Annotated in this window: 23 protein-coding genes; 10 read left to right on the forward strand and 13 right to left on the reverse strand. The window is 71.8% G+C overall.

Annotated features, from left to right (window positions below):
• The first annotated feature begins 77 nt into the window (after positions 1–77).
• Positions 78–2,129, forward strand: coding sequence for an OPT family oligopeptide transporter (locus H2038_RS03575; RefSeq protein ID WP_292109242.1), 2,052 nt, complete (start codon positions 78–80; stop codon positions 2,127–2,129).
• On the opposite strand, the gene H2038_RS03580 is transcribed toward H2038_RS03575, so the two are convergent.
• Both H2038_RS03580 and H2038_RS03585 read right to left on the reverse strand, forming a co-directional pair.
• Entirely contained in the window at positions 2,130–3,752 is a 1,623-nt protein-coding gene (locus tag H2038_RS03580) for a glycosyltransferase family 39 protein (RefSeq protein WP_292109243.1), read from the reverse strand.
• On the reverse strand, positions 3,635–4,369 hold the full coding sequence (locus H2038_RS03585; RefSeq protein ID WP_292109245.1) for a phosphatase PAP2 family protein: 735 nt from the start codon (positions 4,367–4,369) through the stop codon (positions 3,635–3,637). Before H2038_RS03585 ends, H2038_RS03580 begins: the two co-directional genes overlap by 118 nt.
• Positions 4,370–4,794: 425 nt before the next feature.
• Between H2038_RS03585 and typA the strand changes: the two genes are divergently transcribed.
• Positions 4,795–6,627, forward strand: a complete 1,833-nt coding sequence (gene typA, locus H2038_RS03590) for a translational GTPase TypA (RefSeq protein WP_292109247.1) — start codon at positions 4,795–4,797, stop codon at positions 6,625–6,627.
• Positions 6,628–6,793: 166 nt separating this feature from the next.
• Positions 6,794–7,432 (forward strand): hypothetical protein, encoded by a 639-nt coding sequence (locus tag H2038_RS03595; RefSeq protein ID WP_292109248.1) that lies wholly within the window; start codon positions 6,794–6,796, stop codon positions 7,430–7,432.
• Between the two features lie 69 nt (positions 7,433–7,501).
• On the opposite strand, the gene H2038_RS03600 is transcribed toward H2038_RS03595, so the two are convergent.
• Positions 7,502–7,759 (reverse strand): GlsB/YeaQ/YmgE family stress response membrane protein, encoded by a 258-nt coding sequence (locus H2038_RS03600; RefSeq protein WP_292109249.1) that lies wholly within the window; start codon positions 7,757–7,759, stop codon positions 7,502–7,504.
• A gap of 182 nt (positions 7,760–7,941) precedes the next feature.
• Between H2038_RS03600 and H2038_RS03605 the strand changes: the two genes are divergently transcribed.
• The gene (locus H2038_RS03605) at positions 7,942–8,319 is read left to right on the forward strand and encodes a helix-turn-helix domain-containing protein (protein WP_292109251.1); all 378 of its coding nucleotides are present in this window, start codon (positions 7,942–7,944) and stop codon (positions 8,317–8,319) included.
• Between the two features lie 111 nt (positions 8,320–8,430).
• Entirely contained in the window at positions 8,431–9,216 is a 786-nt protein-coding gene (hisN, locus tag H2038_RS03610) for a histidinol-phosphatase (RefSeq protein ID WP_292109253.1), read from the forward strand.
• 12 nt (positions 9,217–9,228) lie between these two features.
• Here hisN and H2038_RS03615 read toward each other — a convergent pair whose 3' ends face one another.
• The 3 genes from H2038_RS03615 to H2038_RS03625 all read right to left on the reverse strand — a co-directional run bounded on the left by H2038_RS03615 (position 9,229) and on the right by H2038_RS03625 (position 12,089).
• The gene (locus tag H2038_RS03615; protein WP_292109255.1) at positions 9,229–10,266 is read right to left on the reverse strand and encodes an alpha/beta hydrolase; all 1,038 of its coding nucleotides are present in this window, start codon (positions 10,264–10,266) and stop codon (positions 9,229–9,231) included.
• On the reverse strand, positions 10,263–11,177 hold the full coding sequence (locus tag H2038_RS03620; RefSeq protein ID WP_292109256.1) for a methyltransferase: 915 nt from the start codon (positions 11,175–11,177) through the stop codon (positions 10,263–10,265). The genes H2038_RS03615 and H2038_RS03620 overlap by 4 nt, the downstream gene beginning before the upstream one ends.
• 84 nt (positions 11,178–11,261) lie before the next feature.
• Positions 11,262–12,089: a methyltransferase gene (locus tag H2038_RS03625; protein ID WP_292109258.1), complete on the reverse strand. Its 828-nt coding sequence runs from the start codon at positions 12,087–12,089 to the stop codon at positions 11,262–11,264.
• A gap of 251 nt (positions 12,090–12,340) precedes the next feature.
• On the opposite strand from H2038_RS03625, the gene H2038_RS03630 reads away from it, so the two are divergent.
• Positions 12,341–12,814, forward strand: a complete 474-nt coding sequence (locus tag H2038_RS03630; RefSeq protein WP_292109260.1) for an Hsp20 family protein — start codon at positions 12,341–12,343, stop codon at positions 12,812–12,814.
• An 87-nt stretch (positions 12,815–12,901) separates the two neighbouring features.
• On the opposite strand, the gene H2038_RS03635 is transcribed toward H2038_RS03630, so the two are convergent.
• The 3 genes from H2038_RS03635 to gpmA are packed head-to-tail and all read right to left on the reverse strand — an operon-like array spanning position 12,902 to position 15,586.
• On the reverse strand, positions 12,902–14,188 hold the full coding sequence (locus H2038_RS03635) for a pentapeptide repeat-containing protein (RefSeq protein WP_292109261.1): 1,287 nt from the start codon (positions 14,186–14,188) through the stop codon (positions 12,902–12,904).
• 38 nt (positions 14,189–14,226) lie between these two features.
• Positions 14,227–14,865, reverse strand: a complete 639-nt coding sequence (ribD, locus tag H2038_RS03640) for a bifunctional diaminohydroxyphosphoribosylaminopyrimidine deaminase/5-amino-6-(5-phosphoribosylamino)uracil reductase RibD (protein WP_292109262.1) — start codon at positions 14,863–14,865, stop codon at positions 14,227–14,229.
• 1 nt (position 14,866) lies between these two features.
• Positions 14,867–15,586, reverse strand: a complete 720-nt coding sequence (gene gpmA / locus H2038_RS03645) for a 2,3-diphosphoglycerate-dependent phosphoglycerate mutase (RefSeq protein WP_292109263.1) — start codon at positions 15,584–15,586, stop codon at positions 14,867–14,869.
• Between the two features lie 180 nt (positions 15,587–15,766).
• Here gpmA and H2038_RS03650 point away from each other — a divergent pair, with 180 nt between their 5' ends.
• Positions 15,767–17,266: a phosphomannomutase/phosphoglucomutase gene (locus H2038_RS03650; protein WP_292109265.1), complete on the forward strand. Its 1,500-nt coding sequence runs from the start codon at positions 15,767–15,769 to the stop codon at positions 17,264–17,266.
• A gap of 6 nt (positions 17,267–17,272) precedes the next feature.
• Here the strand turns inward: H2038_RS03650 and H2038_RS03655 are convergent, their stop codons facing one another.
• Complete coding sequence (locus H2038_RS03655) at positions 17,273–18,346, reverse strand: putative sulfate exporter family transporter (protein ID WP_292109266.1); 1,074 nt, start codon at positions 18,344–18,346, stop codon at positions 17,273–17,275.
• Positions 18,347–18,387: 41 nt separating this feature from the next.
• Entirely contained in the window at positions 18,388–19,737 is a 1,350-nt protein-coding gene (glmM, locus tag H2038_RS03660) for a phosphoglucosamine mutase (RefSeq protein ID WP_292109268.1), read from the reverse strand.
• Positions 19,738–19,896: 159 nt separating this feature from the next.
• On the opposite strand from glmM, the gene glmS reads away from it, so the two are divergent.
• Positions 19,897–21,711: a glutamine--fructose-6-phosphate transaminase (isomerizing) gene (glmS, locus tag H2038_RS03665; RefSeq protein WP_292109270.1), complete on the forward strand. Its 1,815-nt coding sequence runs from the start codon at positions 19,897–19,899 to the stop codon at positions 21,709–21,711.
• 56 nt (positions 21,712–21,767) lie between these two features.
• Positions 21,768–22,646, forward strand: coding sequence for a UTP--glucose-1-phosphate uridylyltransferase GalU (galU, locus tag H2038_RS03670; RefSeq protein ID WP_292109272.1), 879 nt, complete (start codon positions 21,768–21,770; stop codon positions 22,644–22,646).
• A 276-nt stretch (positions 22,647–22,922) separates the two neighbouring features.
• Here galU and H2038_RS03675 read toward each other — a convergent pair whose 3' ends face one another.
• Together H2038_RS03675 and H2038_RS03680 are read right to left on the reverse strand one after the other, a co-directional pair.
• Positions 22,923–23,156 (reverse strand): hypothetical protein, encoded by a 234-nt coding sequence (locus tag H2038_RS03675; RefSeq protein WP_292109273.1) that lies wholly within the window; start codon positions 23,154–23,156, stop codon positions 22,923–22,925.
• Positions 23,149–23,934, reverse strand: coding sequence for an alpha/beta hydrolase (locus H2038_RS03680; protein ID WP_292109275.1), 786 nt, complete (start codon positions 23,932–23,934; stop codon positions 23,149–23,151). Before H2038_RS03680 ends, H2038_RS03675 begins: the two co-directional genes overlap by 8 nt.
• 70 nt (positions 23,935–24,004) lie before the next feature.
• Between H2038_RS03680 and H2038_RS03685 the strand changes: the two genes are divergently transcribed.
• Positions 24,005–24,970 (forward strand): glycosyltransferase family 9 protein, encoded by a 966-nt coding sequence (locus tag H2038_RS03685; RefSeq protein WP_292109277.1) that lies wholly within the window; start codon positions 24,005–24,007, stop codon positions 24,968–24,970.
• Positions 24,971–25,012: the final 42 nt, after the last annotated feature.

Consider the following 25,012-nt stretch of genomic DNA (forward strand, 5'->3'; position numbering starts at 1 on the left):
GCGCCTGAAACCCGGAACCTGCTTGGCGGCTTCGCCGTTTCGCGCTTTCCTCCCCGCTGACACCGGGAGAGGGATCCATGACCGAAACAACCGCGGCGGCCGCCGGCGGCAAGCGCATCGAGCTGACCCTGCGCGCCCTGGCCCTGGGCTGCCTGCTGGCGGTGATCTTCACCGCCGCCAACACCTACCTCGGCCTCAAGGTCGGACTGACCTTCGCCTCGGCCATTCCGGCGGCGGTCATCTCCATGGCGGTCCTTCGATTGTTCAGGGACTCCACGATCTGGGAGAACATGACCGTGCAGACGGTCGCCTCGGTCGGCGGGGCCATGAGCGCGATCATCTTCGTCCTGCCCGGACTGGTCATGGTCGGCTGGTGGCTGGAGTTCCCGTTCTGGGAGTCGGTGCTGATCTGCGGCTTCGGCGGCGTGCTGGGCGTCACCTTCTCCATCCCCCTGCGCCGGGCCCTGGTGGTCAACAGCGACCTGCCCTATCCCGAGGGCCGGGCGGCGGCCGAGGTCCTTGCGGTCGGGTCGCGCGGGGCCGAGCAGACCGAGAGCGCCGTGCGCGAGAACGCGGCGGGCCTGTGGGTCGTGGTCACCGGCGCGATCGTCTCCGCGGCCTACGCCCTGCTGGTGGCGGGGCGGGTGTTCGCCGGAGAGGCGGCGCGGTTCATCAAATTGCCGGCGGCGCTGGGCGGCGGGGCGACCGGGCTCGGCTTCGGCATGCAGTTCGCCCTGTTGGGGGCCGGCCATCTGATCGGCCTGGCAGTCGGGCTGGCGCAGCTGTTCGGCCTGATCCTCGCCTGGGGCATCGCCGTGCCGATCCTCACCTCGCCCGACACCGTCGCCTGGCTGACCGCCAACGGCGTTCCGTCGGTCGCGGCCGGGCTTCCGGCCGGGGCGCCGGCCGAGGAGCTGGCCGGAACCGTCTGGGGCCAGGAAGTCCGCTTCATGGGCGCGGGCGTGATCGGCGTGGCCGCCATCTGGACCCTGATCAAGCTGGCCGGACCGCTGGTCACCGGCCTGACCTCGGCCCTCGCCGCCAACCGCCGCCGCCAGGGCGGCGAGGTGCTGGACCGGACCGAACAGGACATTCCGATCAACATCGTCGCCGGCCTGTCGGTCGCCTGCCTGCTCGGCATCGGCGGACTGCTCGCCTGGTTCGCCCAGGGCAATCCGACCCTGGCGGGGTCCACCGCCCTGCTGGTCGGCGGCGGCCTGATCTATGTCGTTCTCATCGGCTTCGCCGTCGCCGCCATCTGCGGCTATATGGCGGGCCTGATCGGCTCCTCGAACAGCCCGGTGTCAGGGGTGGGCATCCTCGCCATCGTCATCGCCTCGGCGCTGATGCTGGGCGTGCTGGCCCTGGCCGGCCTGCCCGCCGATCCCTCGGTGATCGCCTTCGCCCTGCTGGTGACCGCGGTCGTCTTCGCCGTGGCGGTCATCGCCAACGACAACCTTCAGGACCTGAAGACGGGTCAGCTGGTGGCGGCCACGCCGTGGCGGCAGCAGACGGCCCTGATCGTCGGCGTCGGCGCGGGGGCGGTGGTCATCCCGCTGATCCTCAACCTGTTGAACCAGGCCTTCGGCTTCGCCGGCGGACCGGCGGGCATCGCCGACGAGCCCCTGGCGGCGCCCCAGGCGACGCTGATCTCGGCCCTGGCGCGCGGCGTCATCGGCGGCGACCTGCGCTGGGACCTGATCGGCCTCGGCGCGGCGATCGGCGTCGTGATCATCGTCCTCGACGCCGCGCTGCACGGCGCGACCAAGGGCAGGATGAAGCTGCCGCCCTTGGCGGTAGGCATCGGCTTCTACCTGCCCGCCGCGGTGACGACCATGCTGGTCGTCGGGGCGGTGTGCGGCTGGCTCTACGAGAAGGCGATCAAGGGCACGCGGTTCGCCGACGTCGGCCGTCGCATGGGGGTGCTGCTGGCCTCGGGCCTGATCGTCGGGGAAAGCCTGTTCCTGGTCATGACCGCCGGCGTCATCGTGGCGACCGACAACGAGGCGCCCTTCGCCATGCTGCCCGAGGGTTCGACCTGGCCGGCGATGGCCGCGGGGATCGCGGCCTTCGCGGCGCTCGCCTTCGGTCTCTACGCCTGGGTGCGCGGGCGGTCAGCGAAGGTCTGATCAGCGCCGCGGATCGCACGGCGGCGGTCTGGAGATCGCCGCCGGCGGGCCCTCGAGGCGATACAGCCGCCAGCGCCGGCTCCGACCAGGCCCGCTGGCGGCCGTCAGTTCGCCCAGATCATCGACCCGCTCCCAGTCGGCGAAGCGGTCGCGGCCGGGGCAGCCGGACACGGCCAGCACGGGGCCGCGCCGGGCCGCCGCCGTGGTCAGGGGACGCTCCATCTGGAAATGGTCTTCCGGCCGCGCGCCCGGGGAGGGCCAGACCGCGACCCCGGTCTTCCGGTCCCGCCCGTAGTAGAGCAGGGCGGCGGCGTCGCGGCGGCTTTCGGCCACGATGACGGCGGCCCCCGCCCGCTCCGCCTGACGGCCGGCCGTTTCGGCGAAGGCGCGCCAGCCGAGGACCGGCTCGAAGACGGCCCGCCCGCCGACCGACAGCCGGTCGGCGTTGGCGTCGGCGAGCGGCAGGGCGATCTGCAGCAGCAGGCCGAAGGCGAGTCCGCCCGCCATCCAGCCGCGCGCGCCGCGCCGCGCCAGGACGGCGGCGCCCAGCACGAAGACGGCGACCAGGGCCGTGGCGGCCCAGTTGGCGTGGGCGCGGGTGATGAAGGCCACGCCGGTCACCAGCAGGATGATCGGCGCCGAAAAGGCCAGCAGCATGCGGTCGTTCCCGTCGATGCGGCTCCCGCGCGCGGCCCTCCACAGAACGGCGCAGGCGGCGGCGAAGACGACCGGGCCGGCGAGCACGGCCTGGGCGGCGAGGAAGGCCAGCCCGTCCGCGAGGCCGGGCGTCGCCCCGCCGCCGCCGACATTGTCCGCGGTGTGCCGCAGGGTGGCGAGACCGTGGCCGGCCTGCCAGGCCAGGTTCGGCGCGAGGCACAGGGCCCCGACGATCAGGCCGATCCAGACCGGCGGGCGGCGCAGGGCCGCGCGGGAGGCCGGATCGGCCCAGGCGGCGACCAGCAGGCCGCCGACGAAATACAGCATGGCGTATTTGGACAGCAGCCCCGCGCCGAAGGCCAGGGCCAGCAGCCCGCCCCAGGCCGGATGCCCCCCCGCCCTGAGCCGGACCCAGGCCAGCAGGGCCAGGGCCCAGAAGGCCAGCAGCGGGGCGTCGGTCGAGATGATCCGGGCCGAATAGACCGCCCCCGGGGCCAGCAGGGCCGCCAGACCCGCCCAGACCGCCGCCCTGCGCCCGTAGAGCGTCCCCGCGACGGCGGCCGTCGCGGCCGCCGTGACCGCCCAGGCCAGGGCCGACGGCGCCCGGACGCAGGCCTCGCCGGCGCCGCAGACCGCCTGCGACAGGCCGATCAGCCAGGCGATCATCGGCGGCTTGGAGAAATAGCCCCAGGCCGGATGCTGGGCCCAGCTCCAGTACTGGGCCTCGTCGACCGAGAGCTCGGCCGCCGAGACGGCCGAGGCGGCGAGGCGCAGGACGGTGATCCCGAGGATGGCGAGGGCGAGCGTCAGCCAGGGGCGGCGCTCGGGTCCGTCGGTCAGCCGCGCCGTCAGGCCGTGACCGGGGCCCCGCCCTTCCAGGCCCGGACCCGCGCCCGGCGGGCGAGGCCCGGGGCGCTGACCATGGCCCGGAACAGAATCGCGAAGATCAATCCGCTGATCGTCCATGACAGTATGACATCGGAGAGGAAATGGCCGCCAAAGGCGAGGCGGTTGACGGAGAGCAGGACGGCGTAGCCGATCACCGGCGGCGCCAGGACCGGGCGCAGGGGCGGCGGAACCAGAACCAGGGCGGCGACCAGCCAGGTCGCGGACGAGGCCTCGCCGCTGACGAAGGAACAGTTCGACTGGCACCAGTCGCTGATGCGCCAGACGGGCTGGTACGGGGCCTCGCCGCCGAACAGGTCCACCATCACCGGCCGCGGCCGCCCCCACCACGACTTCAGCAGGCCGTTGACCACCAGGCCGGGCCCGACCACGAGGGCCGCGAGCAGGAAGACCGTGCGCCGGGCGCGGGCGAGGGCGTCGGCTCCATGGCGGGCGACCAGCCAGGCCAGGCGACCCGTCAGTCCCGTCAGCAGGATCGCCAGGCTGAGGTCGGCGCTCTTGCGGAAAGCCCGCAGCAGGGGGTCCTGGCTCAGGACGAAGCCCGCTCCGGGCCGGTAGAACAGCTCGCTCGCGGCCAGATCGAGGCCGGGAAAGGCCAGAAAGACGAGGCTGAAGCCCACGACCGCGGCCAGGCACAGGCTGATCGGGTCATGGAGGCGAGGCAGGGTGGAGGCCAACAGGCGCAGCCGGGTCGCGGCCCGCGCCGCCCGCCGCCGCAATCCGCCTCGTCCGCGGGTCGGAGCCACAGCGGCCGACCACCCGTCTGGCTTGATCCCGGTCATGACGCCCCCGCCGCCGTCCCGCAGCCGGAATGCCCGAGTCTTGCATCACCTCGTCGGCGGTTTTGCTGCCGCCGGGTGTCGGTTTTTCCCCGCCTCTGCGACGGTCCGTCCGGATCGGGATGGATGGGCGGGGCGGGCGGCGGATCCGCACCGCCTTCGGGCCGCCCCTTTTTCGCGCGACAGTGCCGTCCTTCCGCCAGGCGTGCTCGCCGCGCACTGGCGTTTCGCCGTTCGCCCCTGTAAGAGGCGCGCGCTCCCCGCACCGTCGCCATTCCCAGCGGCCCGCCACGCCGGCCGCCCTGCACGTCTGATATCGAAAAATGAACCTGCGCAACGTCGCCATCATCGCCCACGTCGACCACGGCAAGACCACCCTGGTGGACCAGCTGCTGGCCCAGTCCGGCGTGTTCCGCGCCAATGAGGCGACCACCGAGCGCGCCATGGACTCCAACGACCAGGAGCGCGAGCGCGGCATCACCATCCTCGCCAAGGCCACCTCGGTGCTGTGGAACGGCAAGGCGGGCGAGACCCGGATCAACATCATCGACACCCCCGGCCACGCCGACTTCGGCGGCGAGGTCGAGCGGATCCTCGGCATGGTCGACGGCTGCGTGCTGCTGGTCGACGCCGAGGAAGGCGTCATGCCGCAGACCAAGTTCGTGCTGACCAAGGCCCTGAAGATGGGCCTGAAGCCGATCCTGTGCATCAACAAGGTCGACCGCACCCACGCCGACCCGGACCGGGTGCACCTGGAGACCATCGAGCTGTTCGAGGCCATCGGCGCCTCGCCCGAGCAGCTGGACTTCCCGCACATCTACGCCTCGGGCCGCAACGGCTGGGCGACGCTGGACCTGAACCAGCCGTCCGAGACCCTGGCGCCGCTGTTCGACCTGATCGTCGACCACGTGCCGCCGCCGCCGGTGGCCGAGAACCTCGACCAGCCGTTCCGGATGCTGAACGTGCTGATCGAAAGCGATCCCTTCCTGGGCCGCCTGCTGACCGGCCGCATCGAGAGCGGAAAGGCCGTGCCCGGCATGCCGATCAAGGCGCTGGACCGCACCGGCAAGCAGATCGAGCAGGGCCGCATCACCAAGGTGCTGGCCTTCCGCGGCCTGAAGCGCCAGCCGGTCGACGAGGGCGCCGAGGCCGGCGACATCGTCGCCATCGCCGGCATGTCCAAGGCCACCGTGGCCGACACCCTGTGCGCCCTCGAAGTGACCGAGGCGCTGGACGCCCAGCCGATCGACCCGCCGACCATCTCCATGACCGTGGGCGTCAACGACAGCCCCTTGGCCGGGCGCGAAGGCGACAAGGTCCAGTCGCGCGTGATCCGCGACCGCCTGCTCAAGGAGGCCGAGGCCAACGTCGCCATCCGCGTCACCGAGACGCCGGGCGCCGACGCCTACGACGTGGCCGGGCGCGGCGAACTGCAGCTGGGCGTGCTGATCGAGAACATGCGCCGCGAGGGCTTCGAACTGTCGATCAGCCGTCCGCGCGTGGTCTACCAGACCGGCGAGAACGGCGAACGGCTGGAGCCGATCGAGGACGTGGTCATCGACGTGGACGACGAGTTCACCGGGGTGGTCATCGAGAAGCTGTCGGCGCGCAAGGCCGAGCTCAAGGACATGGGCCCGTCGGGCGCCGGCAAGACCCGCATCCAGCTGGCCTGTCCGTCGCGGTCGCTGATCGGCTACCAGGGCGAGTTCCTCACCGACACCCGCGGCTCGGGCGTGCTGAACCGCGTGTTCAGCCACTACGAGCCGCACAAGGGCGCGATCGAGGGCCGCCTGAAGGGCGTGCTGGTGTCCAACTCCGACGGCGAGACCGCGGCCTACGCCCTGTGGAACCTCGAGGAGCGCGGCGTGATGTTCGTCGGCGCCGGCGAGAAGACCTACCAGGGCATGATCATCGGCGAGAACAGCCGCTCGGACGACCTCGACGTCAATCCGATCAAGGGCAAGCAGCTGACCAACGTCCGCGCCGCCGGCAAGGACGAGGCCGTGCGCCTGACCCCGCCGCGCCGACCGTCGCTGGAGCAGGCGATCGCCTACATCGAGAGCGACGAACTGGTCGAGGTGACGCCGAAGTCGATCCGGCTGCGCAAGGCGGTGCTGAACCCGAGCTTCCGCAAGAAGCGCGTCCGCGAGGACTAGGCCGCAGATCGGGGCGGCGGCGGGGCGGCTCTGCGGCCGATCCGGCGCCGGAACCGGCCAATTCCGGCGCAGCCAAGGTCATTTCGGGGCCGCCGAAACAAACCGAAACAGCCGGTGTTGGTTCGGGGCGGGCGATCCGGCCCGCGCCAGATCAGAGGCTGACACCATGCGCAAGACCGCGCTTCTCACCGGGGTCGCCGGCCTGTTCCTCATGACCGCTCCGGCGTTCGCCCAGGACAGCACGGCCCCGCAGACCCCGCCCGCCGGCCAGGCCGCCGAACAGCAGCCGGCCGCCCAGCCCGAGCAACTCACCCTGCAGCCCGGCTCCGTCGTGCGCGACTCCGCCGGCGCCGAGCTGGGTCGCCTCGAAGGCGTCCGCAACGGCCCCTCCGGCCAGGAACTGACCGTCCGCGGCTCCGACGGCCAGCTGCGCGGCGTGCCGATCGGCGGCATTCGCCAGGACGGCGACGCCATCGTGGTCGACTTCAGCAGCGGCGAGTTCATGAGCGCCCCGGCGATCACTGACGGAGCCCCCGGCCAGACCGGGACCACGCCGCCCGCGCCGGCCGCCCCTGCGACGCCCGCGACGCCTGCGACGCCGGCAGATCCGATGCAGCCGGGCCAGCCCGCGCAGCCGGCCCAGCCCGCCGAGCCGGCCGCCGCTCCCTCGGCCAGCCAGCCGCCGGCTCCGGGTGAAGGCGCAGCCCCGGCTCCCGCCTCCCAGGGCCAGGACCCGGCCGGCGCAATGGACGATGACCAGCCGACTGACGACGACGAGCCGGCCGACGACGAACCGGGCGCCTGATCCGGCGCCCCGCGCATGAAAAAGGGCGGCTCCGTCGGGAGCCGCCCTTCTTTTCGTCCGACGGAGGCGTCAGGCGCGTCGCTTCACGAGTCCCAGCAGGAACAGCAGGATCACGGCGCCGATGGTGGCCACGATGACGCCGATGATCCAGTTCCCTCCGGCGTCGCCGCCCAGCAGGGTGTTGTAGAGAAACCCGCCGATCAGGGCGCCGACCACGCCGACGATGAGGTTGGTCAGCAGCCCATGGTTCCGTCCCATGATCTGCTCGGCCAGCCAGCCGGCGACAATGCCGATGATGATCCAGGCGATGATGCCAAATCCGCTCATACTTCGCTCCTTCCAAGGCGATGATCGATGCGGCCTAAATGCGCCGCCAGCGTAACGGTTGCCGCGACTGGACGAACCCGGTTCGGGGGTTCTCACGCAGGAGGGGAGCCCGGCACGCCGCTTGCCGCCCGGAGGGGGAACCGTCCCGCTTCGGGACGGGGAGCAAAGGGGAAAACGGGATCATGGCTTCCGACATCGACCTTCACCTCGGCCGCCGCCTGCGCCGCCGCCGCCGCCTGCTCGGCCTGACCCAGCAGCAGCTGGCCGCCCAGGTGGGAATCCGCTTCCAGCAGATCCAGAAGTACGAATGCGGCGCCAACCGCATCTCGGCGGCCCGCCTGTGGCAGCTGGCCGAGGCGCTGGAGTCGCCGGTGAGCTATTTCTATGACGGTCTCGAGGAGGCCATCGAGCGCCGGGAGGCCGCCAGCCAGGGCGGGGAGATGTTTTCCCGCAAAGAAACGCTCGACCTGATCCAGGCCTACTACCAGCTCGACGAAAAGCCCCGTCGCCGCCTGCTGGACCTGGCCAAGTCGCTGCACACGGACGGCGGCGGCGCCTGAGGCCGGGCGGCGGATCGGGAGCGGCGGATGTCGCGGCTCTTGCCGACCGCCCGCCGCTTCGGACACGCGGCGCATTGACTCGCGGCCCGGGGCTCGCCACTCGCCACTCCCATGACCGAGTACGAGCTTTTCGCCGTTGAACTGGCCCGCGAGGCCGCCCGCGTATCGGCGCCGTGGTTCCGGGGCGAGTGCGAGGCCTTCGACAAGGGCGGACCGGGGGTCTTCGACCCGGTCACCCACGCCGACCGCGAGGCGGAGGCGGCCATGCGCCGGCTGATCGAGGCCCGCTACCCCGACCACGGGGTGATCGGCGAGGAGTACGGCGAGGACCGGCCGGATGCGGCGCATGTCTGGGTCCTCGACCCCATCGACGGCACCCGCGCCTTCATCGCCGGGCTCCCGTTGTGGACCAACCTGATCGCCCTGCGGCGGGAAGGTCGGCCCGCCGTCGGGGTGATCGGCCAGCCCTACCTCGACGAGATCTTCCTCGGCGGTCCCTCCGGGGCGCGGCTGCTCCGGAACGGCGACGAGACGCCGCTGCGGACCCGCCCCTGCGAACGCCTGACCGACGCCGTCATCGCCACCACCGATCCCGACCTGTTCACCGGGCCCGAACTGGGGGCCTGGACCCAGGTGCGGGCGGCGGCGCGGCTGGCGCGGCTGGGCTGCGACGCCTACGCCTACGCCATGCTGGCGGCGGGCCGGATCGACCTGGTGGCGGAGACGGGTCTGAAGGTCTGGGACTGGTCGGCCCTGGTCCCCGTGATCGAGGCGGCGGGCGGGGAAGTCACCGGCTGGACCGGCGAGGCCCCGCGCGACGACGGTCGCATCCTCGCCGTCGGCGATGCCCGCATCCGCGAGCAGGCGCTCGTCTCCCTGCGCCGGGCGGGCCGCTAGGCCCGGCGGCGGTCAGGCGGCGGTTCCGGCGGTCGTCGCGTCGGCGGAGGCGACCGGCGACAGATCCTCGACCGGCGCCACATAGGCGGCCATGGCGTCGAACTCCTCGAGGAGCACGGCCCGGCGGTCGTCCGTCTCCATGATCACCTCGTGCTTCGACCCCGGCACCTCGACGTAGCGACCCCGGCCCAGCCGGCGCGCCGCCCATTTGCTGGTCTGCTTCCACACCCGGTCGTCCTCGCCCGCCTGCACCACCGCGACGGGGATCTTCACCGACTTCAGCGCCTTGGGCTTGAGGGCCCGCTCGCCGGCGTCGAGGGCGAAGGCGAGCCAGCCCCAGGTCGGACCGCCCACCGCCAGGTGCGGGCAGGCGTAGAGCTGCTGCCGCCATTGCTCGTAGCGGGTCTCGTCCGAGGTCAGGGCGTCCTTCTCGAAGGTGTGGTCGAAGGGGTCGTCCGGATCGTCGAGAACGTAGTCGCCGGCCTTGCCGTGGCGCAGGTTCCAGCGCACCGCCAGCTTCACCGACCACATCGACCGCTTGCCGGTGCGGATGCGCAGCATCGGACTGACCAGCAGGGCCCCCGAGAACCGCGCCTCGCCGGACTCGAGGGTCAGCAGGTTGAGGGCCGCGCCCATCGAATGGCCGATCATCACCCAGGGCCGCGGCGCACGCGTCTCGAAGGCGTCCAGCAGACGCGCGTAGTCGTCGAGGAACTCCTCCACGGCGCGGGCGTGTCCCTTAAGCCGGTCGGGCAGCAGCCGCGCGGACAGGCCCTGCCCCCGCCAGTCATGGGCCAGCACGCACCAGCCGCGGGCGAGCAGATTGCCGATCAGCTCGAAGTATTTCTCGATCGGCTCGGTGCGGCCGGGGCTGACCACGACCGTCCCGCGCGGCTTCGCGGCGACAAGGGTCGACGGCGTCCAGAAGGCGGCGCGCAGGCGCAGCCCGCCCGCGCCGCGGAACCACTCGCCCGATCCTCCGGGCGGCGCGGACGCGCCCGGCACCCCCATCAGGGGCGCGTTGGCGGCATAGGCGACGGCTCGGTTCACTCGGGCTTCCTGAATCTCAAGGTCATGCGATCGCTCTCGCCGATCTCGTCATACTTCGCGCGGTCGAAGGTCGGGTCGGGCGCCGCGCCCCGGGGCGCGGTCAGCCGCATCGGCGGCAGGGTGTCGACCCCGAACGGGTGGTCCTTGGTGTCCCTCTCGTTCGCATTGATCTCGGACGACGCGACGAAGGCGAAGCCCGCCTCGGCCGCCAGCTGCCGGACGAAGGCCTCCTGGACATAACCGTTCGCCGCCGCAGGGTCCTGATCCTCCTCGGGGCCGAGGCGATGCTGTTCCACGCCGAGCACGCCGCCGGGGCGCAAGGCCGCCCAGGCGTCGGCGAAGGCCTTCTCGGCGATGCCGGCGGCCATCCAGGCGTGAATGTTGCGCATGAACAGGACGAGGTCCGCGGTTCCGGGCGCCGCAACCGGCCCGGAGGTGGGCCCGAAGGCGCTGAGCTCGATCTCGCCGTAGAGCGCCCGGTCGTTGGTGAACCGCTCCTGGAAGGCGGCCATCAGGGCGACCTGGGCCGGATCGGCGCCGGGGCCCGTCTGGAATCCTGCGGCGATGTACTTGCCGCCCCCCTCGGCCAGATAGGGGGCGAGAATCTCGGTGTACCAGCCGCTGCCCGGCCAGAAGTCGACGACGGTCATCCGCGGCTGGAGGCCGAAGAAGCGCAGCGTCTCCATCGGATGCCGCCACTGGTCGCGATCCCGGTCCTGCGCGCGCCACGGCCCCTGCACCGCCCACTCCAGCGACCCCTTGGGCGGCCCCTCGGGCGCGGGCGGCGGTTCGGCCGTCTTCTCGCGACGGCCGCAGGCGGAGAGGGTCAGGACGGCGGCGGCGGCGGCCGAACCGGCCAGAACGCCCCGGCGCGACGGCGAGAAACGCCGGTCCTGGTTCTTCTCACCCATGCAATACCCCCGCGAGGCGGATCGACGGCGGCCTCGCCGGTCCGGGCTTAACCCTGTTCCCCTGTCCGGTCAAAACGCCGCGCCTCAGTCCGGCTTGCGGAATCGCAGGGTCATCCGGTCGCTCTCGCCGATGGCGTCGAACGCCGCCCGCTCGGCGTCGGTGAGCGGCGTGGGGCGGTCCGTGGCGACGTTGGCGCGGGGGGCGCTGACGCGGGTCGGCGGCAGGGTCCAGACGCCGTAGGGATGGTCATGGTCGTCGCGCGGATTGGCGTTGATCTCGCTGCGCGCGTCGAGGACGAAGCCGGCGGCCCGGGCGGCGTGGATGACGTAGCTCTCGGACACGTATCCGGTCGGGGCGGTGTCGTCGGGGTTCAGCCCCTCCGGGCCGCGGTGTTGCTCGACGGCCAGCACCCCGCCGGGCTTCAGCGCCTTGAAGAAGGCGGCCATGTAGGGCGCCGTGCGGTCGCTGCGATGCCAGTTGTGCAGCGCCCGGGCGACGACGATCAGGTCCGCCGTCCCGTCCTCCACGCCCATCCCCTCCAGCGGCCGGTTCACGGCCACGTATCGCCCGCCGGTGGCGGCGGCGTACGGCTCGAGGATATTGCGCCACCAGCCGGCCCGGCCGGGTTCGATCTCGACCACGGTCAGGCCCGGACGCAGGCCCCAGAAGGTCAGGGTTTCGAACGGATGCCGCCAGGCGTCCCGCGCCCGGTCGGCGGCGGGGCGCGTTTCCGAGGCGACCGCCGCCTGCAGGGCGGCGTCCTCGTGGTGCTCGGGCGGGAGCATGGCGGCGCGGCGTTCGGCGCGCTGGGCCGGCGTCTCGTCGAGCGAGGGCATGGCCGGCAGGGTCTGGGCCGCTGCGAGGGTCGGCAGGGCGAGCGCCGCGACGGCGGCGAAAGCGGACAGGCGCATGGCGGTCTCCGGGGAAGGGGCGGGCAACCCTAACGCGCCTCGCCGGACGGACAAGCGGCTTCCGCCCCGGCGGCGCGGTCGCGCGCTCTTGACGCGGCGAAAGCGCATCCCAAATCCCTGTGCGAGGACGCCGTCACGGGTCCTCCGGAGAGACCGGCGCCGATCACGGGCCGGGCGATCCGAACCCCCACCGCCGGTCCGGGCCCAAACCGCAGGGCCGGCTCAACCTTGCTGATCCTCAGGAGGATGACATGCGTACCTATGATTTCTCGCCGCTCTACCGCTCGGCCGTCGGCTTCGACCGTCTGGCCTCGCTTCTGGAAAGCGCCGCGCGCACCAGCCAGGAAAGCGGCTGGCCGCCCTACAACATCGAAACCACAGGCGAGAACGCCTACCGGATCGAGATCGCCGTCGCCGGCTTCGCGCCCGACGAGCTGAACATCGAGGTCAAGGAAAACCTGCTCACCGTCACCGGCCGCAAGACGGCCAATGACGACGCCTCGGGCGGGCGCACCTTCCTGCACCGGGGGCTGGCGGAGCGCGACTTCGAGCGTCGCTTCCAGCTGGCCGACTACGTTGTGGTCAAGGGCGCCGATCTGGTGAACGGGCTGCTGTCGATCGACCTGGCCCGCGAACTGCCGGAGGCGCTGAAGCCGCGCCGCATCGAGATCGGCACGGGCGCCTCGAAGCCGCTGATCGAGGGCAAGAAGGCGAAGGCGGCCTGACGGGCTTCACAGCCTGATCGCATCGAGGGGACGGCGCCCGCGTCGTCCCCTTTTTTTCGCGTCCGGTGCAGCGCAGCCCGCGACGGCTCAGCCGGCCGCCTCCAGCGCCGGAACCGCCGGCTCCAGTCCGCGCGCGCCGTGGGTGACGGCCCCGGTCATCACCGCCTGCCGCAGGCACGCCCCGCGGAGGGTGGTGCGGCTGAGGTCGGCTCCGGTCAGGTTGGCGCGATTGAGATCGGCGCCCGACAGATCGGCGCCCTTCAGGCAGGCCCCGGTCAGGTCGGCGGGCAGCACCCGGTCTGCGGCGATCAGCAACGGACCGAGCTGCGCCTCGCGCAGATCCGCGCCATTGAGGCGGGAGCGGGCCAGTCGCGCCCCGCGCAGGTCGGCGCTTCGCAGGTTCGCCGAGCGCAGGTCGGCCTCCTCGAGGTGGGCGCCCTGCAGCTGCACCCCCTCCATGTCGAGGCCGTAGAAGACCGCGCCCTTGGCCGAGAGGGCGGTGAGATTGTAGCCGCGGATCGACTTCAGCGCGCGCAGGTCGACCCCGTCGAACACGGAGGGCGAACCGGCGGCCCCGCCGGTCTCGCACCACTGGGCGTGGTCGGCGAGCATCTCCGCCGCCGGCATCTTGCCGACCGGCGCGCCGGCCGAGTGCGTGTCGGTCAGGGCCCCGGACAGGTCGGCCCCGTCTGTGCGCCACAGGGTGGACTTCACCCCGACGAGCACCGCGTCGCGCAGGTCCGCGCCGGACAGGTCCGCGCCCGAGAGGTCGGCCCCGGCCAGGTCGGCGCCGCGGAAGCTGGCCTGCTTGAGATTGGCCCGGACCAGCTTGCAGTCCTTCATCACCGCGTCCGAGAAATCGGCCGCGACGGCGACGACGCCGGTCAGCTTGGAGCGGGCCAGGTTCGCCCCCGCGAGACAGGCGCCCTGGGCCTCGGTGTCGCGCTGGCTGCGGGCCTCGATGACCCGGAATCCCAGCCGGGCGTCGGCGGCCGCGATGGTGCCCTCGCGCAGGTCGGCCTCGAACAGGTCGGCGCCGGTCAGGTCGGCCCCGCGCAGGCAGGCGCCGCGCAGATCGGCCCGCCGCAGGCTGGCCTCGACCAGCACGGCGTCCTGCATGTCGGCGCCGAAGAAGGTGGCGTTGTCGAGCTTGGCCCCGGTCAGGTCGCAGCCGATCAGGGAGGCGGCCGCGAAATCCGCGTCGGCGAGGTTGCGGCCGGCCAGCGACAGCCCGGACAGGTCCATCCAGGCGAAGACGGCGCGCGCGCCGCCCGGCCGCGCCTGCCACAGGCGGTCGTGCCGCGCGCAGATCGCGTCCAGTTCCTGTTGCTCGATGCGCCTTCTGGCGACGGCCTGCCCAGCGGTTCCCGACATTGGCCCGGAATGGCACACTGGCGCTTAAGGAAGCGTTCTCAGAGCGTCAGCAGACCCTGTTCGCGCAGCGTGTCCGCCAGCTCCCCGGGGCCTACCCAGACCCGGGTATAGCCGGCCTCGCCCAGACGCTTCAGCTCGGTGGCCAGATCCGCCTTCGGCGAGGCCGCGAAGCGGGCGTCGAAACCGTCGCCGTCGTCGCTGATCCGGACCATCGGGCGGCCCGTCTCCACGCGGTGGAGGTAGCCCTCGTACAGGACCGCGGCTTCCTGGGCGAGCAGGCCCGTCTCGACCTCAAGCCCCGCCTTCCGCAGCCGCTCCACCCCGCGACCCGAGGCGAAGGGCGACGGGTCGACGGCGGCCACCACCACGCGGGCGACCCCGGCCTCGATCAGGAAGTGCGAGCAGGAGGTGCGGCCGGAGGAGCGGGCGCCGCACGGCTCCATGGTGACGTAGGCGGTGGCGCCCCGGGCCTGCTCGCCGGCGGCGGGGACCGCCTGCTCCTCGGCGTGCGGACGGCCGCCCGGCGCCGTGGCCGCCTCGGCGACGATGGCCCCGTCGCGGACCAGCACGCAGCCGACGGCCGGGTTGGGCCAAGTCTGGCCCATGCGGCCGCGGGCCAGGGCGATGGCCCGGCCCATGAAGCGGATGTCGTCGGATTCCTGCTTCGGCGAGGCCATCTCAGCCCTCCGGCGGCGGCGGCAGGGGCTGGGCCCGGTCCGCGTCGAGATAGCGGGCGGCGGTCGGCCGCAGCTCGCTGTCGAGATCGATCTCCAGCGGATTGCCGGTCGGGATCTCGACGCCGACGATGGCGTCGTCGGGCACCCGGAACAGCAGCTTGACGATGGCGCGCAACGAGTTGCCGTGGGCGGCGATCAGCACGTTCTCGCCGGCCTTCAGCCGCGGCGCGATATCGCTGTCCCAGTAGGGCTGCACCCGGTCGAGGGTGGTCTTCAGGCTCTCGGTGTCCGGGATGGCCTGGCCGGCGTAGCGCGGATCGGCGGCGAAATCGTACTCGCCCCCGGCGGCCAGCGGCGGCGGCGGCACGTCGTAGCTGCGCCGCCAGATCTTCACCTGGTCCGCCCCGTGCTTCTCGGCGGTCTCGGCCTTGTTCAGCCCGGTGAGGCCGCCGTAGTGGCGCTCGTTCAGACGCCAGTCCTCGACCACCGGCACGTCCTTCAGCCCGGCGGAGTCCAGCGCCAGCGCCCCGGTGCGCTTCGCCCGGGTCAGCACCGAGGTGAACATCACGTCCGGCCGGAAGCCCGCCTCCGCGATCAGCTCGCCGCCGCGCCGCGCCTGGGCCTCGCCCTCGGCGGTCAGGTCGACGTCGACCCAGCCGGTGAAGCGGTTCTCCAGGTTCCACTGGCTCTGGCCGTGGCGCAGCAGGATCAGTCGGGGCATGCGGGTCTCCGTGAGCGACCCGCGACGGGGTAGGCCGGGGGTCCGGAAGGGTCAAGCTTCGGCGGGGCCGCGGGTTCCCGGGAGCTTCGCCGCAGCCCGTGCGTTGTTGCGGCTCGGAACCAGAGGGGGCAAGAAGCGCGACCAGCTTGGCCGTAACGCCCCGGCAAACCAGGACCTCCCATGCAGAAGCCCCGCGCCGACCTTCGCCCGAACACCGCCGCCTACGAGACCACGCCGCTGGTCAAGGCCACGGGCTTCCGGGAGTACGACGCGCGGTGGATCCTCGAGAAGGAGATCAACCTCCTCGGCGTCCAGGCGCTGGGGCTGGGGCTGGCGACCTACATCCACGAGATCGGCCAGACGCCGCGCATCGTGGTGGGCCACGACTTCCGCTCCTATTCCCTGTCGGTGAAGCAGGCGCTGACGCTCGGCCTGCTCGAAGGCGGCATGGAGGTGCTGGACGTCGGGCTGGCCCTGTCGCCGATGGCCTACTTCGCCCAGTTCGCCCTCGAGGCGCCCTGCGTGGCCATGGTCACCGCCAGCCACAACGAGAACGGCTGGACCGGCGTCAAGATGGGGGCCAACCCGCCGCTGACCTTCGGCCCCGACGAGATCGGCCGGCTGAAGGACATCGTGCTGGGCGGCGAGGGCGTGGCCCGCGGCGGCGGGACCCTGACCCGGGTCGAGGACTTCCGGGAACGCTACCTCGAGGAGGTCAGCAAGGGGGTGAAGCTGGGCCGGCCGATCCGGGTGGTGGCCGCCTGCGGCAACGGCACGGCCGGAGCCTTCGCGCCCGAGGCCCTGCGCCGGATGGGCGCCGAGGTGATCGAGATGGACGCCGAGCTCGACTACACCTTCCCGAAGTACAACCCGAACCCCGAGGACCACGCCATGCTGGTCCAGATGGCGGCGAAGGTGCGCGAGACCGGCGCCGACCTGGCGCTGGGCTTCGACGGCGACGGCGACCGCTGCGGCGTGGTCGACGACACCGGCGAGGAGATCTTCGCCGACAAGATCGGCCTGATGCTGGCCCGCGACCTGTCGAAGCTGCACCCGAACTCGACCTTTGTCGTCGATGTGAAGTCGACCGGGCTCTACAAGACGGACGAGGTGCTGAAGGCGAACGGGGCCGAGACGGTCTACTGGAAGACCGGGCACTCGTACATCAAGCGCAAGACCGCCGAGGTCGGAGCCCTGGCCGGGTTCGAGAAGTCGGGGCACTTCTTCATGGCCGGGCCGCTGGGCCATGGCTACGACGACGGCATCGTCGCCGCCGGCGCGGTGCTGGCCATGCTGGACCGCAACCCGGGCAAGAAGCTGAGCGAGCTGAAGGCGGCCCTGCCGGACGCCTGGACCAGCCTGACCATGAGCCCGCACTGCGACGACGAGCTCAAGTACGAGGTGCTGGAGCGGATCGTGAAGGAGTACGAGGACCTCGCGGCCTCGGGCGGCGAGATCCTCGGCCGGAAGATCGTCGAGGCGATCACCGTGAACGGGGTGCGGGTGCATCTCGAGGACGGCTCGTGGGTGCTGGTGCGCGCCTCGTCCAACAAGCCGGAGCTGGTGGTCGTCGTGGAGAGCATGCGGTCGGAAGACGACATGCGCGCCCTTTTCCGCGACGAGGTGAAGCCCCGGCTGGCGAACTATCCCGAGATCGGCGCCTACAACCAGGAGATCTGAGGCGCGTCAGCCGACGCCGAGCAGCGAGACCAGGCCGAGCGCCAGGCCCAGCAGGACGAGCAGCGACAGGGTGACCGCCACGGCGATGCGCGGGCCGGATCGCGCCACCGCGCGGGCGTCGGTGCTCAGCCCGAGGGCGGCCATGGAAACCACCGTCAGGGCGGTGGCGGCCTGCCCCATCGGCGGCAGGGCGGCGGCGGGGATCAGACCGAACGAGCGGGCCGCCATCATCAGCAGGAAGCCGATGATGAACCACGGGACAAGGCGGCCGAGGGGCACGGCGCGCAGACGCCGGAGGGCGCCGCCCGGGCCGCCCTGCCCCGCCCGCGCCGCGACGGCCAGGGACAGCGCCAGCACCACCGGCCCCAGCATCAGCACGCGCACGAGCTTGATCAGGGTTCCGGTCTGGGTGGCCAGCGTTCCGATCGGCATCGTCGCGGCCAGCACCTGGGGGACGGCGTAGACGGTCAGGCCGGCGACGACGCCGTAGGGCAGCTCCGACATCTCCAGCGCGACCGCCAGCAGCGGCAGCAGCAGCACCACCGCGACGCCGAGGACCGCGGTGAAGGCGATAGCGGCGGTCACCTCCTCGGGTTCGGCGTCGATCACGGGCGCGACGGCGACGATGGCCGAGTTGCCGCAGATTCCGTTGCCGCAGGCCACCAGCATCGCCATCCGGCGCGGCAGGCGCAGCAGCCGTCCGAGGCCGTACGACGCCATAATGGCGACGGCGACGACGGCGATCGTCCCGAGGAGCAGCCCCGGGCCGATGGCGAGGATGGTCGCGGCGCTGATCGAGGCGCCGAGCAGGACGACGGCGATCTCCAGCAGGGTGCGGGCGCTGAAGGCGATGCCGGGACGGAGCGCGGCAGGCGGGGTCCAGAGGCTGCGGATCACCGCGCCGATGACGATGGCCAGCACCACGGCGTCGAGCCACCCGCGGCCGAGCCACCGCAGCTCCAGGGCCTCGACGGCCAGCGCGGCGCCGGTGACCGCCGCGCACAGCAGCAGTCCCGGCAGCAGGGCCCGGGCGGAGGCCGCGCGGGACCGCCGGTCGGCCGGAGCGGGAGCGGGAATCATCCGCACAGCCTGCGCCCCGACGGCGGCCGGGTCGAGCCGCCCTACCCCGCCGCCTTCACCGCCGCCGCGACGTCGTCCACCACCGCCTTCACCAGCGCCTCGTCGTCGCCCTCGGCCATGACGCGGATCAGCCGCTCGGTGCCGGAGGGGCGGACCAGCAGGCGGCCGACGCCGGCGAGGCGGGCCTCGGCCTCGGCGATGGCGGCCTTCACCGCCTCGTTCTCCAGCGGCTTGCCGGCGCTGTAGCGGACGTTCTCCAGCCGCTGCGGCACCTTGTCGAACTGTCTGGCCAGCTCGCTCATCGGGCGGCCGCTCTCGACCAGAACCGCCAGCACCTGCAGGGCCGACATCAGCCCGTCTCCGGTGGTGGCGTAGTCGTGCAGGATGATGTGGCCCGACTGTTCGCCGCCGAGGTTGAAGCCCTTCTCGCGCATGCGCTCCATGACGTAGCGGTCGCCGACCTTCGTCCGCTCCAGCGTCAGGCCCTCGGCCTGCAGCCGGCGCTCCAGCCCGAGGTTGGACATCACCGTCGCGACGAGGCCGCCGCCCTTGAGCATTCCGCGCCGGGCCCAGTCGAGCGCGACCATGGCCATGATCTGGTCGCCGTCGACGATCTGGCCCTTCTCGTCGCAGATGATCACCCGGTCAGCGTCCCCGTCCAGCGCGATGCCGATGTCCGCCCGGTACATGCGGACGGCCTCGGCCAGGGCGTCCGGATGGGTGGAGCCGCACTCCGCGTTGATGTTCAGGCCATTGGGGTCGACGCCGACGGCGCACACCTCGGCGCCCAGTTCGTAGAGGGTGGTCGGGGCGACCTTGTAGCCGGCGCCATTGGCGCAATCGACGGCGATCCGCAGGCCCTGCAGGCTGAGCCCCTTGGGGAAGCTGGCCTTGGCGATCTCCACATACCGCGCCTGGGCGTCGTCGATGCGCTTGACCCGGCCCAGCGCGTCCGGCGGCGCCAGGTCCGCGTCGAGCGCCTGGTCCATCATCGACTCGATCTTCAGTTCGACCGCGTCCGAGAGCTTGTAGCCGTCCGGCCCGAACAGCTTGATGCCGTTGTCGAGGTAGGAGTTGTGCGAGGCCGAGATCATCACCCCGATGTCGGCGCGCATGGACCGCGTCATCATCGCCACCCCCGGGGTCGGAAGCGGCCCGAAGGTGCGCACGTCCATGCCGGCGGCGGAGAAGCCGGCGACCAGGGCGGGCTCGATCATATAGCCGGACAGGCGGGTGTCCTTGCCGATCACCACGAGGTGGCGGCGGTCGTCCGAGGACATGAACATCCGGCCGGCGGCCAGGCCCACGCGCAGGGCGACCTCGGCCGTCATCGGGTGGGCGTTGGCCCGCCCGCGGATGCCGTCGGTGCCGAAATAACGTCTCTCGCCCACGTTGTAAGTCCCTGTCGCTGCAAGCGTAACCTTGCGAAACGGCTTTTCAGATGCCAATCCGCGCGTCAATCACCTAAACCCCGCGGGAGGGGACGCGGCGCCGGAACACTCGCGGGAGCGGGCGCCCGGCGCCAGTCCGTCCGGACTGAGGAAGAACACATGTGCGGCATCATCGGCGTCACCGGGACCGGCCCTGCGGTTCCCCGGCTGATCGACAGCCTGAAACGGCTCGAGTATCGGGGCTATGACTCCGCCGGCGTCGCCGCGCTGGTCAACGGGCGCACCGAGCGCCGCCGCGCCAAGGGCAAGATCCGCGAACTGGAAGCGGTGCTGGCGGCCGACCCGCTGGAGTCGACGATCGGCATCGGCCACACCCGCTGGGCCACCCATGGCGCGCCGACCACCGAGAACGCCCACCCGCACCGGGCGGGCCGCGTGACGCTGGTGCACAACGGCATCATCGAGAACTTCGCCGAGCTGAAGGCCGAACTGGCCGTCGAGGGGCGGGTTTTCGAGAGCCAGACCGACACCGAGGTGGTCGCCCACCTGCTCGACCGGGCGCTGGACGGCGGCAACGATCCCGTCGCGGCCTTCAAGACCGTGCTCGACCGGCTGACCGGCGCCTATGCGCTGGCCGTGCTGATCGAGGGCGAGGACGGGTTGATCATGGGCGCGCGGCGCGGCAGCCCCCTGGTGGTCGGCTGGGGCGATGGCGAAATGTATCTCGGCTCCGACGCCCTGGCGGTCGGGCCGTTCACCCAGAAGATCAGCTACCTCGAGGAAGGCGATTTCGTCGCCGTCGATCGCGCGGGCGCCCGCATGTTCGACGCCGACGGCGCGGCCGTGGAGCGCCCGATCGTGCAGGTCTCGGCCTCGTCGGCCCTCGTCGAGAAGGGCGAGTACCGGCACTTCATGGAGAAGGAGATCCACGAGCAGCCGGACAGCGTCCAGCACACCCTGTCCCACTACCTCGACTTCGTGAACGGCCGGGTGAAGCCCGGTGAGATCGATTTCGCGGAGGTCGAGCGGCTGCAGATCGTGGCATGCGGCACCGCCTTCTATGCCGGCCAGATCGGGCGCTACGCCTTCGAGCGGCTGGCCGGTCTGCCGTGCGACGTCGAGATCGCCTCGGAGTTCCGCTACCGCAACCCGGCCGTCGTCCCCGGCGCCCTGGCCGTCGCCGTCAGCCAGTCGGGCGAGACCGCCGACACCCTCGCCAGCCTGAGCTGGTGCAAGGCGCGCGGGCTGAAGACCGCCGCCCTGGTCAACGTGCACTCGTCCTCGATGGCGCGGGAAGCCTCGGTGGTCTGGCCGACGCACGCCGGCCCCGAGATCGGGGTAGCCTCGACCAAGGCCTTCACGGCCCAGGTCGCCGCCCTGCTCGCCCTGGCGGTCGCCGCCGGCGTGCAGCGGGGCCGCATCGACCCGGTGACCGAGGGCGAACTGGTCAAGGCCCTGTTCGAGGCTCCGCGCCTGATCGCCGAGGCCGTGCAGATGGACGGAGCCATCCGGCAGATCGCGCACGACCTCTCCAAGGCCCGGGACGTGCTCTTCCTGGGTCGCGGGGCGATGTTCCCCCTGGCCATGGAGGGGGCGCTGAAGCTGAAGGAGATCAGCTACATCCACGCCGAGGGCTACGCCGCGGGCGAGCTCAAGCACGGCCCCATCGCCCTCGTCGACGAGCTGACGCCGATCATCGCCCTGGCGCCCCTGGACGAGGTCTACGAAAAGACCGCGTCCAACCTCCAGGAGGTCGCCGCCCGCGGCGGTCCGGTGATCATGATCGCCCCGAAGGATGCGCCCGATCCGCACGGCGCCGGGATTCGGCGGGTCGACGCGCCGGACTGCCACCCGCTGATCGCGCCGCTGGTCTACGCCATTCCGGTGCAGCTGCTGGCCTACTACACTGCGGTCGAGAAGGGCACCGACGTGGACCAGCCGCGGAATCTGGCGAAATCCGTCACGGTGGAGTGATCGCTTCCGGTCCGGGATGCGTTAGGGTCGCCGAGCTTCGCCGTCCAGGAACCTGCATGACCGCTTTCAACCGTCGCCTCCGCAAGGCCGTGTTGCCCGTCGCCGGCCTCGGCACCCGGGTGCTGCCCGGCACCAAGACCACGCCCAAGGAGCTGCTCAACGTCGTCGACCGGCCGATCCTCAGCTACATCGTCGAGGAGGCCCGGGAGGCGGGCATCGAGCACATCGTCTTCGTCACCGGCCGGGCCAAGCAGGCCATCGAGGACTATTTCGACCACCAGGTCGAGCTGGAGGCCCAGCTGGAGGCCAAGGGCAAGACCGACATCCTCGAGATGATGAACGGCGAGCTGGCCCAGGCCGGCGAGATGAGCTTCACCCGCCAGATGCAGCCCAAGGGGCTGGGTCACGCCGTCTGGTGCGCCCGCGACATCATCGGCGACGAGCCGTTCGCCGTGATCCTGCCGGACGTCATCGTCGACGCCCAGCCGGGCGCGCTGAAGCAGCTGGCGGACGTCTACGCCGAGGTGGGCGGCAACGTCATCGGCGTGGAGCAGGTGCCGCACGACCTGACCCACAAGTACGGCATCGTCGATCCGGAAGCCCGGGACGGAAACCGTATCCGGATGAAGGGCATGGTCGAGAAGCCGCCGCGCGGCGAGGCGCCGTCCAACCTGTCAATCTCGGGCCGCTACATCCTGCAGCCGGAGATCTTCGGCATCCTCGAGAAGACCGAGCGCGGCGCCGGCGGCGAGATCCAGCTGACCGACGGGATGGCGCGGCTGATGCAGGATCAGATGTTCACCGCCGTCGAGTACGAGGGCGTGACCCACGACTGCGGCGACAAGATCGGCCTGCTTCGCGCCAACGTGGCGCTGGCGCTCAAGCGACCGGACCTCGGCGAGGCGGCGCGGGCTGCGATCAGCGCGCTTCTCTGAGCGGAAGCGACGGGTAGCCCAGGCCCCCCGCGCCGTTGCAGATATAGCCTTGCCTGGCCCCATAGCCCTCGAACACGGGCACCATGGCGCCGCCTCGTCGGCTGCAGTCTCTCGCCTCGGCTTCGAACCGATCAGACGTCCCCGCCGTGGGGACGGCGGTGGCGCAGGCGGTGAGACAAAGGCACAGGACGGCGACAGTGAAGACAGTGACGCGCATGGCTGGGCTCCTCCTGAAGGAGCATGGGCTCAACGGCGTCCGACATGCAACCCTGAATATCAGTCGCGCGGGATGCGTGTGCCGCCGCCGCTGATGTTGCAGACGTGGTCGGTCTCGGGCTGCCCCGTCATCCGCCCGTCGGGCCGGCTCACGAGAATGCCGCCCCGCTCGCGGCAGGAATCGGCGAGGGCCTGCAGACGCTCGCCGTAGGTCGGCGAGGTTCCGGGGGCGGTGGCGCACGCCGAAACGGCGAGCGCCAGGGCGACCGGGGCGCACAGGACAAGACTACGCATCGAAATCTCCTTCTGCTCCCCCCGCGCCAGTAGACGCCCAACGGCGGACGCTTTCAACCGCCGCGACGAGGCGGGCCAACTGGGCGGGGGCGGACAGACGATGATCGCCGCCCTCGATCAGGTCCAGCCGCACATCTCCCCCCGTCAGCCGCTCCGCCAGCAGGGCGGCGTGGCGCCAGGGCACGACCGCGTCCGCCCGTCCCTGCAGGATGTGGGTCGGCGCGCCGAGCGTAACGGGGGCGTCGAGCACCAGCCAGTCCCGGGCCTCCTCGAACATCCGCCGGGTCAACACGTATTCGCCGAGCCCCTCCTCGTGCATCAGCGCCTCGCCGTCGCGGAGGATGGCCTGTCGCTGATGGTCGGGCAGGCCCGGCCACATCAGCCGCTCCGTGAAGTCCGGGGCCGGGTTGACCAGCACCAGCCCGGCGATCCTCTGCGGTCGCGCGAGGGCGAGCAGCAGGGCGATCCAGCCGCCCATCGAGGAGCCGACGGGAACGACGGGCCCCTCAAGACTGTCGACGAGGGCGATCGCGTCCTCGCGCCAGCGCCCGATGGTCGCCCGCCGCCATTCGCCCGAGGACGCGCCGTGGGCGAAATGGTCGTAGCGGACATAACTCCAGCCCCGTTCGCGGGCCGCCGCGTCCAGCGCCAGCGCCTTGGTTCCTTCCATGTCCGAGCGAAAGCCGCCGATCCAGAGCACCGTGGGACCGCCTCCCTGGACCCGCCTCAAGGCCAGGGTTTCGCCGTCAGGCCGGGTCAGGCGTTCGATCTCTTCCATGCCGTTCCTCTCGCGAAATCGCTCCGGGACTGATAGCCAACCCGCTCCTGGGAAGCGAAGGCCGATCCGCGTGTCCGACAAGAAGGTCCTGTTCGTCACCTCCAACCGCATCGGCGACTGCGTGATCTCCTCGGGAGTGATCCGCGAGATTTCACGGCAGGTTCCGGGCGCGCGGATCACGGTCGCCTGCGGACGGCCGCCGGCGCCCTTCTTCCGCTCGGCGCCGGGCGTGGAGCGGGTCATCATCCTCGACAAGAAGAAGCTGGCCGGACACTGGCTCGACCTGTGGAAGCAGGCGGTCGGAACCCGCTGGGAGATGGTCGTCGACATCCGCGGCTCGGCGCTCAGCTATCTCGTCCCGGCCCGTCGACGGGTCGTCTACAATCGCTCGTGGGAGACCGGCCTGCGCAAGGTGGAGATGGTCTCGCGCCTGATGGGGTCGGAAACCCCGCTGGAGCCGGAGATTTTCCTCGACGACCGCGCCCGGGCCGAGGCGGCGGCGGTGATCGACCCGCAACTGGGCGAGGGCGCAGGTCCGGGTCCGATTCTCGCCCTCGCGCCCATCGCGCACCAGCCGGGCAAGAGCTGGCCGGCTGACCGCTGGGGCGAACTGGTCGAACGGCTGATGGCCGAGCCGCGTTTCGCCGGCTGGCGCTTCATGCCGGTCGGCGGACCGGGCGACCGCCCGCCGGCGACCCCGGCGCTGGAAACCGCCGGCCCCCGGGCCATCGACTTCGTCGGCAAGGGCGACATCCTCGCCTCGGCCGCCGCGATCGACCGGGCGGCGCTGTTCGTCGGCAACGATTCCGGACTGATGCACGTCGCCGCGGCGCTGGGACGGCCGACGCTCGGCCTGTTCGGGCCGACGGAGTGGTGGCTGTACGGTCCCTGGGGCCCGCGGACCCGCACGGTCGCCTCGAACGGAACGCGCGGCCAGTTCGCCCCCATCGAGGACCTCACCGTCGAGCGTGTCTTTTCCGCCGTCATCGACCTCCACGACGGCTTCATCGGGGCCCGCGACCCCGCGCAGCCTTGAAGAACGGGCCTTTCGCGGTCATATAGCGGCCGAGGGGAACGC

This window comes from Brevundimonas sp. (assembly GCF_013912005.1).
Taxonomy (GTDB): Bacteria; Pseudomonadota; Alphaproteobacteria; order Caulobacterales; family Caulobacteraceae; genus Brevundimonas.

Excerpts from the sequence above, each read along its gene's own strand:
- galU (WP_292109272.1), top strand. The coding sequence starts at position 21,768 with ATGACCGCTTTCAACCGTCGCCTCCGCAAGGCCGTGTTGCCCGTCGCC.
- H2038_RS03620 (WP_292109256.1), bottom strand. The coding sequence starts at position 11,177 with ATGGGTGAGAAGAACCAGGACCGGCGTTTCTCGCCGTCGCGCCGGGGC.
- H2038_RS03635 (WP_292109261.1), bottom strand. The coding sequence starts at position 14,188 with ATGTCGGGAACCGCTGGGCAGGCCGTCGCCAGAAGGCGCATCGAGCAA.
- glmS (WP_292109270.1), top strand. The coding sequence starts at position 19,897 with ATGTGCGGCATCATCGGCGTCACCGGGACCGGCCCTGCGGTTCCCCGG.
- H2038_RS03595 (WP_292109248.1), top strand. The coding sequence starts at position 6,794 with ATGCGCAAGACCGCGCTTCTCACCGGGGTCGCCGGCCTGTTCCTCATG.
- H2038_RS03575 (WP_292109242.1), top strand. The coding sequence starts at position 78 with ATGACCGAAACAACCGCGGCGGCCGCCGGCGGCAAGCGCATCGAGCTG.
- H2038_RS03655 (WP_292109266.1), bottom strand. The coding sequence starts at position 18,346 with ATGATTCCCGCTCCCGCTCCGGCCGACCGGCGGTCCCGCGCGGCCTCC.
- gpmA (WP_292109263.1), bottom strand. The coding sequence starts at position 15,586 with ATGCCCCGACTGATCCTGCTGCGCCACGGCCAGAGCCAGTGGAACCTG.
- H2038_RS03630 (WP_292109260.1), top strand. The coding sequence starts at position 12,341 with ATGCGTACCTATGATTTCTCGCCGCTCTACCGCTCGGCCGTCGGCTTC.
- H2038_RS03625 (WP_292109258.1), bottom strand. The coding sequence starts at position 12,089 with ATGCGCCTGTCCGCTTTCGCCGCCGTCGCGGCGCTCGCCCTGCCGACC.
- H2038_RS03675 (WP_292109273.1), bottom strand. The coding sequence starts at position 23,156 with ATGCGTAGTCTTGTCCTGTGCGCCCCGGTCGCCCTGGCGCTCGCCGTT.
- H2038_RS03605 (WP_292109251.1), top strand. The coding sequence starts at position 7,942 with ATGGCTTCCGACATCGACCTTCACCTCGGCCGCCGCCTGCGCCGCCGC.
- typA (WP_292109247.1), top strand. The coding sequence starts at position 4,795 with ATGAACCTGCGCAACGTCGCCATCATCGCCCACGTCGACCACGGCAAG.
- H2038_RS03680 (WP_292109275.1), bottom strand. The coding sequence starts at position 23,934 with ATGGAAGAGATCGAACGCCTGACCCGGCCTGACGGCGAAACCCTGGCC.
- H2038_RS03580 (WP_292109243.1), bottom strand. The coding sequence starts at position 3,752 with ATGGACGATCAGCGGATTGATCTTCGCGATTCTGTTCCGGGCCATGGT.
- H2038_RS03650 (WP_292109265.1), top strand. The coding sequence starts at position 15,767 with ATGCAGAAGCCCCGCGCCGACCTTCGCCCGAACACCGCCGCCTACGAG.
- H2038_RS03600 (WP_292109249.1), bottom strand. The coding sequence starts at position 7,759 with ATGAGCGGATTTGGCATCATCGCCTGGATCATCATCGGCATTGTCGCC.
- hisN (WP_292109253.1), top strand. The coding sequence starts at position 8,431 with ATGACCGAGTACGAGCTTTTCGCCGTTGAACTGGCCCGCGAGGCCGCC.
- ribD (WP_292109262.1), bottom strand. The coding sequence starts at position 14,865 with ATGGCCTCGCCGAAGCAGGAATCCGACGACATCCGCTTCATGGGCCGG.